18 protein-coding genes and 1 riboswitch are annotated in these 18650 nt (G+C 48.9%); of the genes, 2 read left to right on the forward strand and 16 right to left on the reverse strand.

What is annotated here, in order from left to right; translation table 11 throughout:
- Position 1 precedes the first annotated feature (1 nt).
- Complete coding sequence (locus tag NE619_RS12640; RefSeq protein ID WP_256132790.1) at positions 2–706, reverse strand: pseudouridine synthase; 705 nt, start codon at positions 704–706, stop codon at positions 2–4.
- A gap of 132 nt (positions 707–838) precedes the next feature.
- Positions 839–997 carry a hypothetical protein gene (locus NE619_RS12645; RefSeq protein WP_256132791.1) on the reverse strand — a complete coding sequence of 53 codons (159 nt, stop codon included), beginning with the start codon at positions 995–997 and terminating at the stop codon, positions 839–841.
- Between the two features lie 192 nt (positions 998–1189).
- Here NE619_RS12645 and NE619_RS12650 point away from each other — a divergent pair, with 192 nt between their 5' ends.
- Together NE619_RS12650 and NE619_RS12655 are read left to right on the forward strand one after the other, a co-directional pair.
- Complete coding sequence (locus NE619_RS12650) at positions 1190–1996, forward strand: threonine/serine exporter family protein (RefSeq protein ID WP_256132792.1); 807 nt, start codon at positions 1190–1192, stop codon at positions 1994–1996.
- Positions 1993–2445: a threonine/serine exporter family protein gene (locus tag NE619_RS12655; protein WP_256132793.1), complete on the forward strand. Its 453-nt coding sequence runs from the start codon at positions 1993–1995 to the stop codon at positions 2443–2445. Before NE619_RS12650 ends, NE619_RS12655 begins: the two co-directional genes overlap by 4 nt.
- Positions 2446–2638: 193 nt before the next feature.
- Here NE619_RS12655 and NE619_RS12660 read toward each other — a convergent pair whose 3' ends face one another.
- The 14 genes from NE619_RS12660 to NE619_RS19310 all read right to left on the reverse strand — a co-directional run bounded on the left by NE619_RS12660 (position 2639) and on the right by NE619_RS19310 (position 18455).
- On the reverse strand, positions 2639–3493 hold the full coding sequence (locus NE619_RS12660; protein ID WP_256132794.1) for an Mrp/NBP35 family ATP-binding protein: 855 nt from the start codon (positions 3491–3493) through the stop codon (positions 2639–2641).
- Positions 3494–3576: 83 nt separating this feature from the next.
- Entirely contained in the window at positions 3577–4851 is a 1275-nt protein-coding gene (locus NE619_RS12665) for a sensor histidine kinase (protein WP_256132795.1), read from the reverse strand.
- 11 nt (positions 4852–4862) lie between these two features.
- Positions 4863–5564 (reverse strand): LytR/AlgR family response regulator transcription factor, encoded by a 702-nt coding sequence (locus tag NE619_RS12670; RefSeq protein ID WP_256132796.1) that lies wholly within the window; start codon positions 5562–5564, stop codon positions 4863–4865.
- Between the two features lie 178 nt (positions 5565–5742).
- Positions 5743–7119 (reverse strand): dihydrolipoyl dehydrogenase, encoded by a 1377-nt coding sequence (gene lpdA, locus NE619_RS12675; protein WP_256132797.1) that lies wholly within the window; start codon positions 7117–7119, stop codon positions 5743–5745.
- 54 nt (positions 7120–7173) lie between these two features.
- Positions 7174–8190: a lipoate--protein ligase gene (locus NE619_RS12680; protein ID WP_256132798.1), complete on the reverse strand. Its 1017-nt coding sequence runs from the start codon at positions 8188–8190 to the stop codon at positions 7174–7176.
- Positions 8183–9646, reverse strand: coding sequence for an aminomethyl-transferring glycine dehydrogenase subunit GcvPB (gene gcvPB, locus NE619_RS12685; RefSeq protein ID WP_256132799.1), 1464 nt, complete (start codon positions 9644–9646; stop codon positions 8183–8185). Before gcvPB ends, NE619_RS12680 begins: the two co-directional genes overlap by 8 nt.
- 1 nt (position 9647) lies before the next feature.
- Positions 9648–11009: an aminomethyl-transferring glycine dehydrogenase subunit GcvPA gene (gene gcvPA / locus NE619_RS12690; protein WP_256132800.1), complete on the reverse strand. Its 1362-nt coding sequence runs from the start codon at positions 11007–11009 to the stop codon at positions 9648–9650.
- A 36-nt stretch (positions 11010–11045) separates the two neighbouring features.
- Positions 11046–11429: a glycine cleavage system protein GcvH gene (gene gcvH, locus NE619_RS12695; RefSeq protein ID WP_256132801.1), complete on the reverse strand. Its 384-nt coding sequence runs from the start codon at positions 11427–11429 to the stop codon at positions 11046–11048.
- 100 nt (positions 11430–11529) lie between these two features.
- The gene (gene gcvT, locus NE619_RS12700; RefSeq protein WP_256132802.1) at positions 11530–14187 is read right to left on the reverse strand and encodes a glycine cleavage system aminomethyltransferase GcvT; all 2658 of its coding nucleotides are present in this window, start codon (positions 14185–14187) and stop codon (positions 11530–11532) included.
- A 119-nt stretch (positions 14188–14306) separates the two neighbouring features.
- A riboswitch (glycine riboswitch) is annotated at positions 14307–14394 on the reverse strand.
- Between the two features lie 387 nt (positions 14395–14781).
- Positions 14782–15609 (reverse strand): FAD-dependent oxidoreductase, encoded by an 828-nt coding sequence (locus tag NE619_RS12705; protein ID WP_330640745.1) that lies wholly within the window; start codon positions 15607–15609, stop codon positions 14782–14784.
- A gap of 83 nt (positions 15610–15692) precedes the next feature.
- On the reverse strand, positions 15693–16001 hold the full coding sequence (locus NE619_RS12710; RefSeq protein WP_256132803.1) for a type II toxin-antitoxin system RelE/ParE family toxin: 309 nt from the start codon (positions 15999–16001) through the stop codon (positions 15693–15695).
- Positions 15989–16276 (reverse strand): type II toxin-antitoxin system Phd/YefM family antitoxin, encoded by a 288-nt coding sequence (locus tag NE619_RS12715; RefSeq protein ID WP_256132804.1) that lies wholly within the window; start codon positions 16274–16276, stop codon positions 15989–15991. The genes NE619_RS12710 and NE619_RS12715 overlap by 13 nt, the downstream gene beginning before the upstream one ends.
- Positions 16277–16536: 260 nt before the next feature.
- Positions 16537–18189: a recombinase family protein gene (locus tag NE619_RS12720; protein ID WP_256132805.1), complete on the reverse strand. Its 1653-nt coding sequence runs from the start codon at positions 18187–18189 to the stop codon at positions 16537–16539.
- 89 nt (positions 18190–18278) lie between these two features.
- Positions 18279–18455 carry a DUF6870 family protein gene (locus tag NE619_RS19310; protein WP_420314508.1) on the reverse strand — a complete coding sequence of 59 codons (177 nt, stop codon included), beginning with the start codon at positions 18453–18455 and terminating at the stop codon, positions 18279–18281.
- Positions 18456–18650 lie beyond the last annotated feature (195 nt).

An 18650-nucleotide genomic window follows, 5' to 3' on the forward strand; every position in this document is an offset into this window, starting at 1 on the left:
TCTATAAGCTTTTGAGATATTCGATTTCCTTCTTTGTCAGCTTTCGATAATGGCCTTCTTTTAAACGACCGAGATACAGCTCTCCGATGGCCACTCGCTCCAATTCCTGCACCTTGTTTCCCACTGCCGCGAACATTTTCCGAACCTGCCGGTTCTTTCCTTCCCGTATCTGTATCTCCACGATCGCGGAGCGCTCTGTCTGCTTAATCACCTTTACCTGCGCGGGAGAAGTCACAAAGCCTCCGATATCCACGCCTCTTCTCAGCTTGTCCTGCTTTTCCTTCGAAAGCACGCCGGAAACCCTCGCCCGATACGTCTTGGGAACCTGATGCCTGGGATGAGTCAGGTGATGGGCCAGATCTCCGTCGTTGGTCAGAATCAGCATCCCGGAAGTATTATAGTCCAGCCTTCCCACAGGAAACAGTCTCGCGTCCACGTCCGCCACCAACTCCATCACCACCGGTCGGCCTTGTTCGTCATGGACGGAAGTGATGTATCCGATGGGCTTATTGAGAAGCACGTACTCGCTTTTCTCCTGACTGCGAATGGTGACTCCATTGACTTCCACCACATCCCCCGTCTTTACATCATAGCCCGGTTCGCGCATAGTCACTCCGTTAATCTTCACATTTCCGTTTATGGTCAGCTCATCGGCTTTTCTCCTGCTGGCCAGCCCGGCATGCGCTATATATTTATTCAGTCTCATTACTCTCTCCTCAAAATATAAGAGGCCTTTAAGCCTCCGGATTCCTCTATCGCTTGATTCTATCACATTTGCGGCAAAATGAAAAGACCATGCTTCCATGGTCTTCTCAAGAGAGTTGATTTATTTATATACTTAGTGGTAAGAACCAAATACCTGTTCAAGACTGTATTCTTTCTGTCCTCCGGAAAGGTCGTCATCCCGTACGCATACCTTCAACAAAACTTCTTCTTTGTTGATTTCTTTCTCAATTACAACGTTTCCATCGCTGTCCTTAATCAGAACTGTCATCATGTGGCCCTCCCTTCGTACATTTTCTTTATTACTTTACCATGATAACGTGATGCGCTGGAAAAGTCAACCGATTTTTTCGATTTTATGAAGATATTTTAATGGATTCTTCATTTGCTGTCCGCAGGGCCTTTTGGTATAATGGGACGTAATCAATCATATATCTGTAAAATGTTGCGAAGAAGGGCTTATTACATGATTAATCCATTTCAAAAAAAGGTGCTGATCCTGGCTGTGCGCGCCGGGGAGCTGATGATGAAAAACGGGGCGGAAATCTATCGTGTGGAGGATACGATCGAGAGGATCTGCAAGGCCTGCCGGATTCATTACGTGGAAGTGTTCGCCATGCCTACCGGGATCTTCGTTTCCCTGGACAGCGGTGAGGACCACAGCGATATGTATACCTATGTAAAGCGAATCAAGGGCGGCGGAGATACCGACCTTACGAAAATATCCGAAATCAATCGTTTTTCCAGAGAATTCACGACTACGGACCTTTCTGTGGAAGACGGTATGAAACGGCTTAAGGAAATTGATAATATTCCGCCGACACCGCTGCCGGTACGGCTGCTGGGAGCTTCTCTGGTAGCCTCCTTTTTCTCGGTGCTCTTTGGCGGAGGAGTCCTGGATTTCCTCTGCGCGCTGTTGATCGGAGCGGCCAGTTACCTGCTGTCGCTGCTGCTGAAACGCTACTCGATCAACTATTTTATCCGGGGGTTCTGCTGCTGTGCGGTATCGGCGGTTCTGGCCCTCACGGCAACGGCGTTTATCCCTTATACCAATTCCAACGCCATTATCATCGGAACCCTGATGATCTTCGTCCCCGGCGTGGCGATTACCAACTCAATTCGTGATTTTCTCTCCGGCGATATGCTGTCCGGTCTGGCCCGAGCTACGGAAGCGGCGCTGATCGCCATTTCTCTGGCTGCGGGGGCAGGCGTCATGATGAAGCTTTGGAGCACACTGTTCAGTTCACTGATAGGAGGAGGTACGTTCATATGATATCCGCATTTTTCTTTGCGCTGTTCGCGACCCTGGGGTTTTGTATCATCTTTCATGTGCCTACCCGCCACATCCCGGTGGCTGCCTGCATCGGAGGCTGCGGCTGGGTAGTCTATCAGCTGTTCATGTCTCAGGGAACGTCGGCCATCGTGGCCTGCTTTATCGCTTCCTGCGCGGTAGGGCTGCTCAGCGATATCGCATCCCGGGTGTTCAAGGACGCTTCAACGATTTTCACGATTCCCGGTATCCTCTGTCTGGTACCTGGCTCCGGCATGTACAACACAATGGCGGCCCTGGTTTCCGGCGATCTCAAAGAGGCGGCCTCCACCGGCAGCAATACACTGATGATGGCAGGTTCAATCGCTCTGGGCCTTTTGGCAGTAGGCGCGGTCCTGCGCATCATTCTCTCCATCGTCCACAGAGCCAGCTATATAGCGGGAAAACTTTAACCCATGTCAAAAGAGGGACTTGTCCGCTTCAATCCACGGACAGGTCCCTCTCTTTTCTTACTTTCTTTTGTTCCTTCTTCGCCGCATTTCCAGCGCATATAAAACCATTACTACGATGATGACTCCGGCAAGCGCCCAAGGCATCCAGTTCTGTCCCTGCAAATCCATACGCTTCTCCTTATCTTCCCGGCGGCTACTCCATTTTCTCCAGTTTCTCGGCCAGAGCTTCCAGCCAATCACCTTCAAAGAGCTCGATCATTCCCTTGTCGCAGGCCGCAGCCAGCTTGGGATCGATCGGCAGACGCCCCAGCACTTCCAGATCGTGCTGTTTTGCAACCTCTTCAATATGGCTGTCTCCAAACACTTTGTAATCTTTTCCATTGTCCGGGCAGGTGAAGTAGGACATGTTTTCCACCAGTCCCACGATTGGAATATTCATCAGCTGGGCCATCTTAACGGCCTTGGAAACGATCATCGATACCAGCTCCTGCGGGGAGGTGACGATGACAATGCCATCCACCGGAATGGACTGGAATACCGTCAGTGGCACATCGCCCGTACCCGGCGGCATATCGATGAACATGTAGTCCACATCGCCCCAGAGCACATCGGTCCAGAACTGTTTTACGGTTCCCGCAATGACCGGGCCTCTCCAAACTACCGGATCCGTATCGTCTTCCAGAAGAGAGTTTACGGACATGGTGCCGATTCCGGTCTTTGTCTTGATCGGGAAGATTCCCAGTTCATTGGCCACGGCCTTTTCTTTCAGATTAAAAGCCTTGGGGATGGACGGGCCTGTGATATCCGCGTCCAGAATCGCCGCTTTGTAGCCTTTTCTCTGCATCGTTACTGCCAAAAGGGACGTTATCAGGGATTTCCCCACGCCGCCCTTTCCGCTGACAACGCCGATTATTTTTTTAATATTGTTGTATTCATTGGTCGGTTCGATCAGGCTCTCAGGCTGCTGATCTCCACATGCGTGTTCACATCCGCTGCAGCATTCTTCCGTGCATCCGGTATCGCTGCAGCCTCTTGTATTTTCTTCCATTTTCTAATTTCCTCTCTTTTGTTATTGACATATGTTATTTATATTATATCGGGTCAGCGCCGCCGGGTCAACCGTCTATGTCTTTAAATTTTTACCATTACGTCAAGAACAAACATCCCGCCTTCCGCGAAGCATACCATTTCTCCGTTAAGCCGGCCGGATAAATCCTTTATGGTTCTGAGACCGTATCCGTGGCCCGGCTCTTCTTTATCGGACTGCGGCAGATGGTCTTCCCTGATATAAAGATTCTTATCACAGTTATTTTTCACTCGAAGCAGCAATAAGTCCTTGTTTTTTCTCTGCATTTGTATGCTGACAAACCGCTCTGCGGCCGGCAGTTTTTCCGTGGCTTCCAGGGCGTTTTCCAGTGCGTTGGACAAAATCAGGCACAGTTCTACCCTGTGTTTGAAGACTGCTTCGACGGAAATGGAAAGCTCCGGGCTGACGCCCAGCTCCTCAAAACGGATCACAAATTGACTGATCACACCATTTAAATAGGGATCCGCGCAATATTGCTGGCCGCTGAGTTCCTCCCGATAATCCCCCACTTCCTCCAGATAGGATCTGGCTTCCTGCACTTTTCCCTCGGAAAGCATTCCCGACAGCGCGGTAAAGTGCCCTTTCATATCGTGTTTCATTTTACGAACCATCTGCTGATTATCCAGCTGAATTCGATAATGTTCCAGCTGGGTCTGCAGTTCCCGCTGACTCTGCTGCGTCCGAAACAGCAATATCTGGCGATAAAGAGCCGCGAAGATAACCAGGTAAGTCATGGGCATTAACAGCAGAATCATCAGCATGGCCGGTAAATCATCGGGTCTGTCGGTAATCGGCGCCGGCCAATTTCCCATTACAGCCAGAAGCAGATAATACAGAGCTGTCATCGCGGCAAAAACAATCCATCCGCGTTTTACATTGCTCTGCACTTCCAGATAGGGCTTTCGTACATATTTATATGCCAGCACTTCCGCTGCCGGAAAAATAAGCAGTCTGCTCACCAGCATGAATACGCCCTTCCCATGAATGTAAACATCGATTAAGTTTGTTACAATCATAAGCCAGAGGATTATTGTATCTACAAGACAAAAAGTAAAAAAGAAACGGCCGCCCCGGTCCTTTGACATAAAGAAATAGAAGATCATGCTGGGCAGCGTGCAGGTCAGAATAAAATACTTTCCCATAACATCTATGCCAAGCACAATCAGTCCCCATATATTGCCTGCGACCATGATTCCAATGCAGGTTACCGTAGCAGTAATCGTCGTTTTAAAAGAATATCGGGATCGGTAGATAATCATGAATAATACAAATACGTGAAACAGTGCCCATATGATCGATAATTGACGTAAAGTCTCCATAGTATATTCTCCTAATCAAAGCTATCAAAAAGTGCTTTCCTGTATTGCTTCTTCACGTCCTTATAATAGGGGCGGGAAATCGGAATTTCTTCACCTTCGCACAAAAACATATTCTGCTTCAAGTCGTCCACGTTATATAAATTTACAAGGAAACTCTGATGGCAGCGGGCGAACACTTCCGGGTCCAGCTTTTCCGCCACGTCCTGGAGTTTGCCGTTGCTTTGATATTTCACTCCGCCTTTGCATTTATACAGAAGGCGATGCCCCTGGCTGGCAATGTACAGAATGTCTCCGTAAGGAATCGCATAGGGTTTTCCGTACCGCTCAAAGGTCACGACCCTTTCTCTGTTGCGTCTGATGGTATGAGCCGCCCGCTCCAGCATTTTCTCAAAATCCTGACGGCCCACCGGTTTGACCAGATATTGAAAAGCATATAAGTCATAGGCCTCCCGGTAAAAATCATCGCTGGCGGAAACAAAACAAATCAAGGCCTCAGAATCTATGTCGCGTATCTTGTGCGCCAGCCGGACACCGTCCATGTTATCGTCCAGAAAAATATCGAGAAGATATAAATCGAAATGAGCAGATAATTCTTCCATTTCAGAAATCAGTTTCTGCCCACTGGAATAGACTTCATAGGTATGAGCCATGTCGATCATCGATGTGAGCCGCTGCGCATCCATCAGGTTGTCTTCGCAAATCGCAATATGCATGTGGCTACCTCCCATTTTATTATACCTGTTTATTATAAAATAAATTGCATATAATGGATTGTTATTCTTGTCGATTTTTTAGCGAATTTTGCTGTAAAAGCAAAAAGACCGCGAAAATCTCCGCAGTCTTTCCCGTTTTCAGCCTTCAATATCATATCTTTCAGGAGAAGTCCTGTTATCATTTGGCTGCGGCCTTTCCGATCCCTTCGCAGAAAGAGGGGTGGGGATAAAGAATCTCCGCCATATGGTTCAGGCTGAGACCCGCTGCGATTGCCTGGGAAAATTGTGTAATCATATCGGTCGCTCTGGCACACATCAGCTGCGCGCCTAAAACCTTCTCGCTTTCGGCGTCAGCGATTATTTTAATGAATCCCCGTTCCTGCATCGTCAGGACGGATTTTCCATTGCTGCCCATTGGATATTTCCTTGTTATGACCTTCCGCCCGGCCGCTTTGGCAAGGTCAGCCGTAAGTCCGACGCTGGCGATCTCCGGCTCCGTATAAACGCAGGACGGTACCAGGTCCAGGTTGAAAGGCGGCGGATCCCCGGCCATACAGGCCACTGCGTTTACGCCCTCCGCGCTGGCCGCGTGGGCCAGCTGAATGCCGCCTGTCACATCGCCAATGGCGTAAATCCCCGGAACGCTGGTCTCATAGCGATCATTGACCGCGATATAGCCGTGTTCCCGTTTCATTTGTTTTACTTCGGAAGAGCTTTCATCGCTGAAAAGGCACTCCACATACGGAGAGCGCCCGGCCGCTATCAGAACCAGTTCTCCTTCGGCCCGACAGACATTCCCCTTTTCCTCATATTCACAGATCAGTCTCTGCTCATCATCAGCCCGGGCGATGGAATTCACTTTGGCTTCTGTATGGATATCCACATTTCGTTTGGACAGTATCATAGCTATGCTTCTGCCGATTTCCTTATCGAAATTATCAAGCACCCGTTTCAGGGATTCAAGGACCGTGACACGGCAGCCAAAATCGCTGTATATGGCAGCGAATTCCATGCCAATCACGCCACCGCCGATGATCACCATGCTGTCGGGAACGCGCACCGATGCCAGCAGCTCATCGCTGGTTACCACATTGGGCAGATCGCTTCCCTCTATGGGCAGCTTCATGGATGTCGAACCCGAAGCAATCAGGATACGCTCTGTTTCCAGCAGCCGCTCGCCGACTTTTATACGCCTGCTGTCAAGGATCGTTCCGGTTCCTTCAATGATGTCAACCTTGCAATGCTCCATAGTATAGGTCAGTCCGTCCCGCAGCTTTTCTAAGATTTCATTCTTATGGTCCTGCAGAACGGCGGCATCGATCTTCAATCCCTCTTGATTGACGAGGCCGAGGCAGCCGCCGTTTTTCGCCTCCCGATAGATGCCCGCTGTGTGCAAAATCGTTTTCGTCGGGATGCAGCCCCTGTTCAGGCAGGTTCCGCCGATGGCGCTTTTTTCAACGATCGCTGTTTTCAGGCCTCTTTTCGCCGCTGCTTCCGCGGCATCCGTCCCGCCGGGTCCGCCCCCGATTATAATCAAGTCATATTTCTTTTCCATTTCTTCGCTCCTTGCGTCGTTCAATGTTCAAACAGGTTAAAACCATCTCCGGCCTCACTGCAGATCGCTGTTTTGGATCAGCGCTTTCACATCGCTGCGGATTCGCTCGATCATGGAATCCGACAAATTGTTCTGCGAAACGGCAACCCGGTCAATGGCCGCTGTTAAACGTTCCTTGGAAGATTCACATCCTGCCAGACTTGTTTTCATACGCGAGATATAATCCTGGTCCATGGCATCCGAATAAATATCTGCCTCTTTGACGATGCCCTTTTTAATTTGAAGAAGCATCTCTATGTCGCCCCAATCGAAGCGCTGCTTCAGCCTCCGGTTATAAAAGCGGTTCTCGCCCCGGTTCCACTCCTCCGAAAGATATCTCTGCACAAGCGGATCGATGGTCCCTGACGGCAGAGTCTCTTCTGATAAGCGGTTCACCGGCAGGCCGTAGACCCGGCCAAAGGCATCTTCCAGAGCTTCCTTAACTTCGCTGACCGTAATGTCCGCCTTAAAATCCCGGAGGTTGGCCACCCGTGATTTGACAGAATCAACGCCCTTGAGCGCAAGCTTTTCCTTTGAGACTCGCAGATATTTTTCGATTTTGTTTTTATCCGTGTCGATCAGCAGGGTACCATGATGGTAACAACGCCCGGACATCCGATAAAACGCGTTCCCTGATATCTTGGCACCGCAGACGGTCACATCGTTTCTGCCTGTTTGCTCCGCTGTAATGCCCAGATTCTCCAGCGCCGCGAGAATCACTCCGATCTGCCGGGAGATGTCATAATCCTCTTTTCTGACGATAAAGGTAAAGTTCAGGTTTCCCAGATCGTGAAATACGGCGCCGCCTCCCGAAAGCCGCCTGACCATAAATATACCGTCTTTCTCCGCCCTTTCCACGTCACATTCCTTCAGCAGGTTCTGGTTCCTTCCGATCACAACCGTATGACGGTTGCGCCACAGGAATAAAATGCACGTTTCCTCCGGCACGTTCATGGTCAGATATTCTTCTACCGCCAGGTTTTTGTACGGCAGCGTTTCCGCTGTGTCCAACAGCCATAATCGCTTAATCATCGTTCTCACACTCAGCGAACGAATAGCGGACCAGCGGATGTCTGGCGGCGGTTACTTCATCGGGCCGCTTTATGGCCGCTTTGTGCGGGGCGCCGGCAAGCTTTTCCGGGTTCTCATACGCTTCTTCTCGTATCTTCCGCAATATGGATATTGCTTCGTCAAGGGTTTCTCTGGTTTCCGTTTCCGTCGGTTCGATCATCAGCGCTTCCTTTACGATCAGCGGGAAGTACACAGTGGGCGGGTGGATCCCGTAATCAATCATGGCTTTTGCCACATCCATGGCGGTCACATCGGTTTCCCGTTTCAGGTCTTCCGCGCTGATGACAAACTCGTGCATGCAGGCCTCGCTGTATGGAATGGAATAAACGTCTTCCAGCTTCGCTTTCATGTACTTGGCATTGAGTACCGCGTTCTTCGCCGTATAGGGCACGCCTTCCCGGCCGAGAACCAGCAGATAGGCCAGCGCTTTCGCCACCACCAGCGCATTGCCGTAAAACATACCCACTGACCCGAAAGAACGTTCCGGGGAGGCAAAGCAATACTGTCCGCCATTGGCGCCTTCCGTTTTGCTGACCCTCTTTCCCGGCAGATACTGCGCAAGAAATTCCTTGCAGGCTACGGGGCCGCTGCCCGGACCGCCTCCGCCGTGGGGCGTGGAAAAGGTTTTATGTAAATTCATGTGCATCACATCAAATCCCATGTCGCCCGGGCGGACAATTCCCATGATGGCGTTTAAATTTGCTCCGTCATAGTAGCACAGTCCTCCCGCCTCATGGATGATTTCCGTGATTTTCAGGATATCTTTGTCGAAGATCCCCAGTGTATTGGGGTTGGTCAGCATCAGGCCCGCCGTGTCTTCCCCGGCCATCGCTGCCAGCTGCTCTAAATCCAGACCGCCGTCTTCATTGGAAGGAACGCTGATCACTTCATATCCGCACATGGCTCCACTGGCCGGATTCGTACCATGGGAAGAATCCGGCACCAGGATCTTGTTTCGCTTTGTATCATGATTGGCGGTATGATACGCCTTGATCAGCAGCAGCCCTGTAAATTCTCCGTGGGCGCCGGCCGCCGGCTGAAAACTCACGGCGTCCATCCCCGTGATCCCGCACAGATATTCTTCCGCTGAATCCAAAATTTCCATCCAGCCCTGAACCGAATCTTCCGGCTGCAAAGGATGAATATCCGTCAGTTCTTTATATGCCGCGACCGTCTCATTCACCTTGGGATTGTACTTCATTGTACAGGAACCCAAGGGGTAAAAACCATCGTTTACACCGTACGCCCGCTCTGCCAGTCTGCTGTAATGCCTGCTGATTTCGGTCTCCGACATCTGCGGCAGTCTCAGTGCTTTCGTTCTGCACCGGTCAGGAGAAAAACTAACTTCCTCCACATCGCATACAGGCAGAACCGAAAGCCTTCTCCCGGAAGTGCTTTTTTCAAAAATCAAGTCCATGCTATGCCTCCTTTCCATCAGCTGCTTTGCGTAAAACCGACGTTACAATTCCGGCGGCTTCCTCGATTTCGGCTCTTGTATTGAGCTCGGTCGCGCACCAGAGAAGGTGTCCTTCCCAAAGAGGCAGTCCGCCTAAAATCCCCTGCTCCTCCAGCGCCCGCAAAATCTCTTCATTGGAAACCCCAGAGCCCCTTGGCACAGCTGCGACGAATTCGTTAAAGAATTCATGCTCCCTGTCGATTTCCAGGCCTGCCTCGCAGAGTTTTTCTGCCAGATAGTGGGCCTTCGCAGCCGACTGCCTGGCTACCTCCGCAATTCCTTCCGGCCCCATCGCCGCCATATAAACCGAGGCTGTTAACGCGCACAGGGCTTCGTTGGAGCAGATGTTGGAACTGGCTTTGTCTCTGCGAATATGCTGTTCCCGGGCCTGAAGGGTCAGAACAAACGCCCGCTTGCCGTCAGCGTCCGTTGTTTCTCCCACGATTCTCCCCGGGAGCTTGCGCATCATATCTTTTTTTGCCGCCATGTAGCCCAGGTACGGGCCTCCAAAGGAAAGGGGAATACCGAGGGGCTGCCCTTCTCCCACTGCGATATCCGCTCCATATTCACCCGGCGTCTTTAAGATTCCCAGCGATGTGGGCTCACAGCCCATAATAAACTTTGCCTTCGCCTGATGCGTCAAATCCACCAAAGGCTCCGGTTCTTCAAGAAGGCCGTAAAAATTGGGCTGCTGCATGTAAAAGCAGGCCGGCTTCTCCTCTTTTTCAAGAAGCTCCCGCAGTGAATCGGCATCGATCAGATGGCTTTCCGTCCGGGGAACAACGACCAGTTTGGTATTGGATGCCCGGCAGTAGGTTTTCATGACTTCCATCACATTGGGATGAATGGTGTCAGCTGCGAAAACCGTTTCGTGGCGTTTGTCTTTGCACATCATCGCCGCTTCCGCCGCCGCGACCGCGCCGTCGTAGACAGATGCGTTGGAAACATCCATGCCGGTCAGCTCGCAAATCATGGTCTGATATTCAAAGATCGATTGCAGAATCCCCTGGCTCAGCTCCGCCTGATAGGGAGTATATGCTGTTTTAAATTCTTCCTTCTCAACGATGCTGGTCACAATGGACGGAATGTAATGCCGGTAAGCGCCCGCCCCGCGAAAACAGCTCTTATAGACCTTGTTTTTCTCCGACACGGACTTCATCTTGCGGACCACTTCCAGTTCGCTCATCCCTGCCGGAATATCCGGCCCCTCCGGGATTATCATCTCCTGCGGCAGTTCGGAAAACAGGTCCTCAAAGCTGTCGAACCCCGCCTCTTTCAGCATTTCCATCTGTTCTTGCTCGGTATTGGGAACATAGGAGCCCATTTAAAACACCTCCTTTAGCTACTCTTTCAAGGATCATTATTTTTCTAAGGATTCAACGAAGGCTTCATATTCCTCGGAATTGAGGAAGTCCGCGAAAGCCGTAATTTCATCGATTTTCACCAGCCAGGCTTCATAGGGGTCGGCATTGATAAGCTGAGGTTCATCCAGCAGCTCCTCGTTGATTTCCGCAATTTTCCCGGACAGAGGCGACAGGACGTCGGATACCGCTTTCACCGATTCCACGTCCGCGAAAACATCATCGACGCCAAACTCCTCTCCTTCTTCCGGCAAATTGACAAATACCAGATCTCCCAGCTCTTTCTGGGCGTAGTCCGTCAGCCCTACCAAAGCCGTGGTATCATCCGTCATCTTAATCCATTCATGTGTTTTGGAATACTTTAATTCTTTTGGGAAATTCATAATTTTACCTCCATAAACTAATATCAAATATACAAATCATTTACTTTGTATACCCCTTTTAAATGTTGACCTTCTCACTGCCAGCCGCCATTGACGCTGTTTACAGTCCCAAACGCACGCCCAGGTCTTCCAGGGCTTTGCTCATCCTTGAATCGTCAAAGCAGTATTTCATATCGGTAAATTTGCTGCGAAGCTTTATTACCTCGTCTTTTACGTTTTTCCCCTTGAGTATACACGCGGCCATCAGGCCGGCCAGCTCATCGAATTCCTTTTCCGTAAAGCCAAAACGGGTCATTTCCGCCACTCCCAGCCGCAGCGCACCTGAGGCGGTGAAGCCTTCTTCCACCGGCGTTGCCTGATAGTTGCAGATCAGGTTATTGTCCTCCAGCCTCTGTGCCACTTCCGGCCCGGTTCCGTATCCCACATTCACGATTACCTGATGGGTTTGTGTGAAGCCGAGCGCCGGGTCGCCTTCCACCCTCAACCCTTCTCTGTTCAGGCTTTGGGCGAAGCTTTTGGCACTCGCAATGACATTTTTCTGATACTTGTCCTTGTACGCGTTCATCTCATAAACTGCCATCAAAAGCGCCAGCTGGGTGCCCAGATGATGGTTGCTGGTACTCCCCGGGAAAGCGCGGGACTGGATGGTTTCCCATAACTCGTATTTCAGATCGGTTTCTTTCCAGTTTCCCCCGATTATGCCCCGCTGCGGGCCGAAAAAGGTTTTGTGGGTGGAGCCGGTTACCAGGTCCGCGCCATCTTCGAATGGCTTCTGAAAGTGGTCGCCGATCAGCCCCAAAACATGGGCCATATCGTACATAATGTTCGTATCATATCCCATTTCACGGACGAACTGGCTGATTTCTTTTACCGGTTCCCGGTAGATTACCATGCTCTTGCCAAAAATGATTAATTCCGGTTTGTATTCGTCGATGATTTTTTTCGTTTCTTCAACATCGATCCGATACGGATCTTCGGCGCATACGGGGAAATTTACAACTGCCTTTCGTTCTGTAACCGGGTCCACAGCGATGTAATCCTTCAGCGCGCCCATTGGCTGAGCGGAAAGATGGCCGCCCTTGATAATATGGTTGTTCAGCACATAGCCGAGGCGCCGCGGTTCCCGTTTCCGATTCAGGCGGTTTTTAAAATCAACGAGAGCGGAGAACACACAGGTGTTGGACATCTGGCCGCTGATTACGCGGGTCTCCACTTCCCTGCAGCCCAGATAGCGTTTCATCTCTTCCATCAGCAGCTCTTCCACCCGGCCGATAAATTCCGTTCCCTGATAGTAAAAGATTTCTTCGTCATAAAAGGAGGCTACTTTTCGATGCTCCGCATACCGGAATGAGGGATCTGCGATTTCCAGCATACGCACGGCCTTTGAAGCGGACATTTCCGATGGGATCAGGTTTATGCATTCCTCCTGCCGCCAAATATGGTTGCTCAGGGTATCGCCAATCAGCTTGTAAGCGGCGTCCTGTCCCGGTATCGTCTTTTCCGCCGGTTCGTCTTCCTTCTGGCGATAGAGAATCACGCGGGTGTACGGCGGCGCGTCATTTTTCATATGAAATTCCGGTATCACCGCATCCACCATTTTCCCCCGGATATCCACCTGCACCCGTTCATCGGTCAGTATGGTGCTGTCAATATAGCAAAAGCCGATGCTCCGCCGGTTGATCTGCTCCGTGATTTTCGTACTCAGACCTTTGCCTTCCGACACATAGTAGGGCACCATCGTTCCGCTGGAAACATAGCCGACTTTCTTTCCATCCTTCAGCACCGGACAGCCGGCGCGCATTACGCCTCTGCCAAGAAGGGTGATGGGCATGATTCTCCGCGGCAGAGCGGCGCAGTCGGAGAAGTCCCGATTATGTATCCGCAAAAAGGCCTGCTGCTGTTTTTCCAATTGACCTCGCCCAATATAGGCGCCCTTTTGCTCCGCGAAGCTGACGGCAAACTTTGCCAGGGGGATGGCAAAGATGGGGATTTCCTTTCCCTCTTCATCCTGCCCCAGCTCATGCCCGTGCAGGGGCATTCCCGCTTCCAGGCGGGTTGTGTCCCGTGCTCCCAGGCCGGCCGGTCTCGCTCCCTCTTCGATCAATCTGTCCCAAAGCTTTCGGGCATATTCGCTCTTCACATACACTTCATAGCCGATGGGTTCGCCCGTATAACCGGTCTTGGCTATCCGCATCACCATATTATCCAAAGAAGGCACAGTCAGGGTATTCAGTTCATTTCTCATCGGTTCTGTCAGCTGCACGCTGCCGACGATTCTCTGCAGAATGTTTTTGGATTCCGGCCCCTGCACGGCAATGGCTGCCCATAGGGGCGTCACATTCTCCATAACAGCATCAAAGTCTTTGATTTTCTCGGAAAAATGCTCCCACACAGTATCCGTATTGGCGGCATTTACTACCACGGAAAAATAGTCCTCTTCAAAACGATACACATAGGCATCATCAATGGCACCTCCCTGTTCATTGGGTATGATTGAATACTGCGCCTGATTCAGCTTTAAGGCCTGCACATTTCCGGTCATTACGTGCTGCAGAAACCCCACTCTTTCCGGTCCTCTTATGATCAGCCGACCCATATGGGATACGTCAAAGATGCTGCACCCATGTCTGGTATACAGATGCTCCGCGATGATTCCGGTCGGGTACTGCATCGGCATCTCCCATCCCCCGAAATCGACCATCTTGGCGCCTGCGTCCACATGGGCTTGGTGCAGTTGCGTCTGCTTTAATTCTGCCATTATAGCTCCTCCTCACTTTTTAAAATACCAAAAAGCGCACAAACAAATTATGTCTGTGCGCTCTGTCTCTTTACCTGAAAGATTTATCTTCTTCGGTGCATTGCTGCTTTCCAGAGTGTCGTCCAAGTTCGGTTCTTTTGCCTGAGAGTTTTTCGCTCTGTTCACCTTCGGCGCTGTATCCGCTACAGTCTCTCCCCAACTCTTCATCCGACTTTTAATTTTGTTTAATTATATCATAGTCAGATTTTTCCGTCAATTATTTTTCACTAAGATGCCGCAAATGAATTGTAAAAATTTTACTATAAATATGTCGAAATCGTTGGATGGTTCCTCTATAATAAGGAAAGGCATGAATGGGTGGCGAAAGCGGTGTTATTGTGATGGTTTTGATCGAATACATAAAAAGTAACCGCCTCGTAGCAAAGTGTCGGTTACTTTTTTAACCACATTAGGCTAACCGTTTTCAACGGTCCATCCTTCTTGTCTTTATTATACAGAAATGAAATTGATATTTCAATAAAAACTTGTCTGCTAAAATCCCGCAGATTTAAAAGAGAGGGCCGTTCATTCAAGGCGGCCCTCTCTGCTTTTGCGTTAAATCAGTTTTTCGCTGTAAATATCCTCAAGACCATATCGCTTTACCCGCTCCCGGATTTCCTCCGGGTCAATGGAGTACAGCCCCTTTTCCTTCATCCTCTTGAAATATTCCGCTCCGGCAAAGGTGTAGCGGGTCATCAGCCCTTCTTCCTTTTTCAGGTTTTTGTTAGCAAAAGCGATCAGGTCGCCGATCGCCAGACCGATGGGCAGTTCCAGAAGTTTCATTCCTTTTAGATACCGCACCGCGTTGTGCCCAGCAAGGCTTCCCGTGGATATGGCCTCCGTGTGACCCACGAATAACCCGGATTTTTCTCCGCCGCAGAAAATGTTTTCAATTCCCGTGGCCTTCATGGTGTTTTCCCGTTCGGCAACGGACAGATAGCGGATCGAATTACCTTTCCCTCCCGCATAGGGGTCCACGTACCTGGCGTTTTCAAAGCCGGGAACTCGCCGCAGGCTTTCCAACGGGAAGAATGGCGTCATAATCTTGGCGTACCCCGTATCCAGCAGCACGATGTTCTCCGCGTACTCAGTCAGGGCGTACTGCTGGCAGACCTTCAGGTCCAGCTTCTCCGGCACGATTTCTTCCTTCGGCACCGGAATCACGGCTACTCCGTATTCGTCCAGCTGCTGGCGGATCTCATCGGACAGGGACCCTTTTTCCAGTTTGCCTGATCCGCTAAAGGCTCCGAAGGCGCCGTCTTTTCGTTTGCCCATGATATCGCTCTTACCGGCTTTCTGGGTGATGCTGACTCTCGGGCCAAAGGACGGGCATCTGAGGATGCACATGCAGCAGCCGTTGCCGTATGTAAGGCAGTTGCCCATGGGCCCGGTAGAGCCGTGTAATTTGGTAAGCAGATTTTAGGGCTATACGCACTCAGGGAATACTCGAATCACTTTTTTCTTGTTCAAAAAAGAAAATCTCCGTAATTCTGTATATCATTTATGACATGTTCTATATAAACAGTAGGGCTTTCACCTTCCTTGATTTGATAAACAAACCACAAATGAGGCCAAAACATCAGCACTCTGTACTTGGAAGGAATGTTAGGGATCCTCCCGCAGCCAGAGTATGGCAGTTGTGCTAATGTATCGATTTTCTCTTCATATGCGGCAATAAACTTTTCAGCTGTACCGATTCCTTTATCCGACAATAACAAAAGCATATAATCTTCAAAAGCCTGTTTTGCCACAGGAGATATCACTACTTCATACATTCCGCATACTCCCTGAGCTTTTGCCGCAGTTCAGCTCCGACTTCTTTGGCAGAGAAATCTTTAACTCCCAGATTTCTCTGCTCTTCAATTTCTATTAATTTTTCTCTTAGCTCTAGTTGCTTTACTCTTTGATCATATGTCTCTACATCCATAACGACCAATTCGCCTTCACCATTTTTCGTCAGAAACACAGGTTCCCTTTTTTCTTTGCACAGAGCTGCAATTTCATTATAATTCTGCCTGATAGCGGCAGATGGTTTGATAATCGTAGTCATAATCGTCTTCCTTCCATATAGTATAATCCTGCCTATAAACTATATTAATTCTACTATAATTTGTGAGCTATGTCGAGCAAATTTCACGCCTATTCCACCTTGTAGTGAAGTCGGATCAATTAAAGAATATCGTATTGTTTTCTGTCCAGCAATTTGTATCCAAAGTAAGTATCCATCAGCTTTGTCTGCTCCGGACAGAAGCTGAAATCAACTCGCTATAATACATCCGTGTTAATTTGCCAGCCACTGACTGGCATTTCTTATATGTAGGCTTTGAACAAATCCCCAAACTTAAACTGAATGGTAATATTCTTTTCCTCATCAACATAAATCCGATCTACCAGTTCCTCCAGAATCTGCCTGTTAAGCTCCGTGATATTCTTATGTTTTCTGAACACTTCTTTCCATTGATCTCGCTTGGCCTGCCTCTGTTTTTCATCATTCAGATTAGCATCCATCTGGGCAAGGCTTTTTTCCAGAGCCTCTTTCTGCGTACAGAATTTTTTCCGAAAACCCAGGTACTCCTTCTCCGTCAGCATACGTTTATTGTAATCCAAATACAAGGCTTCTAATTGTTTATCCAGTTTTTTTATTTTTGCTTTTACGGTTTTAAGCTGATTCTTTTGTTCCTTGCGGTATTCCATTTCATCCAGCTCGGTGATGCCCTCTAAAACTTCATCCACATCTGCGAAAGAAATCTGTAGCTGAACTGCTTCCAATACTGCCTTCTCTATGATATCCGCCTTAGTAAAATGCGATGTACAGTCATTTTTGTTCCTTTTATAATAGGTACTGCACGCATAATAGACTCTTTTCCCGTTTTTTCTTTTGTGCATTTTCCGTCTACAATCCGCACAATAGAGAAATCCTGACAGCAGCGACGGTTCCGATTGGTAGCTTTTCATACTTTTGTTTAATTCCAACAGCTCTTGCGCTTTGTCAAAAACCTCTTGCTCTATGATCGGCTCATGTCGATTGGCGACAGACGCCCATTGATCTTCGGGCACTTGGATTTGCTTATGAACTTTGTAGCTTATTACCGTAAGCTTTCCTTGTATCATCTCTCCCAGATAGGTTCGATTTTGCAAAATCATCTTGATCGTTCGGGCGCTCCAGGCGAAGCTTTCATTTCCCTGAACCCCGGGATTTTGGTAGTTACATCCTTTTGAGACTTTATAGCCAGTGGGATTTGGTATGTTTCTTTCATTTAAAGTCCGTCTTATTTCTTCTAAATTCATACGGCAAAATACATACCAATGGAAAATTTGTCGTACAATACCGGCAGCCTCTTCGTCTATGACAAAGCTGTACTTATCTTCTGGATTTCTTATATACCCGTATGGCGGAAAGCCTCCTTGAAATTTTCCCTCTCTACGCATATTGCGAAAGGTTTGTCTAACCGACATGGACGCGGACTCCGCAATTCTGTCGTTGACGATTCCATTTAAAGGCAGCTCATAGCCATGCACTACGTTGGGATTCATATAGGTATCTACTTTTGGGGCTTCCAAGGTGATGAACCGAATACCCATCCTTGGGAAATACTCTTCAAGAAAATATCCCTGGTCAGAATAGTTTCGGAAAACCCTGGACAGCATCTTGGACACTACGCAGTTTACTTTTCCACCTTCAATATCCCGAATCATTTGCTGAAAAGAATTTCTTTCATCATTGGTGGTTCCGCTGACGCCATCGTCAATATAGGTTTTATAGAGCCTGTAGGGTTCATTGAATTCGTTTTCCAAAAAGTTCTTAATAATCGCGTCCTGGTTTTTTACGCTAAGGCTTACATCGTTTCCATCGGCCACGGAAAGCCGGATATACACTCCGATATTCCAAACAATCGGCATACCTTGACTGCGAAAATAGACGCCATTTCTGTTTTTACCCTCCTTTGTAAGTCTTGTTCCCATGGTTCCTCCTTTAACCACAGTTTCATGTACTTCTATTTTATCATAGGTTGCCTTTGAAACTGTAATGTGCCAATTACCGCCTTTGTATGCTAACGGCGATTCATTGTGATGAAATACTGCCTTAATCTGTTTTCGATCGTTTGGCTGTTATCGCTAAAGCACATGGTCACTTTGGTTTCCCCACTAAGGAAGCAATAGGGATTGTCGTTTTGTTTTATATATGCTTTTATTTTGTATTCTTTGGTGTATCTGTTTGCTGTTTCCATATATGCACACACCCCCTTTTACAAAAAAATATACTGGCCGATAGGCAAATATGCCTTTTGACCAGTATTAAAACAAGATTCCCTTTATATAATAATAAATTTGTGTCTCATATTGCGATACATACACCGCTTTCAGCAGTTATCTATCGCTCCATGTCCATACACTTCCTGCTTTTCGCAGGCTCTGTATCCATC

It is taken from the genome of Anaerovorax odorimutans, assembly GCF_024459955.1.
Classification (GTDB): Bacteria; Bacillota; Clostridia; order Peptostreptococcales; family Anaerovoracaceae; genus Hominibacterium; species Hominibacterium odorimutans_A.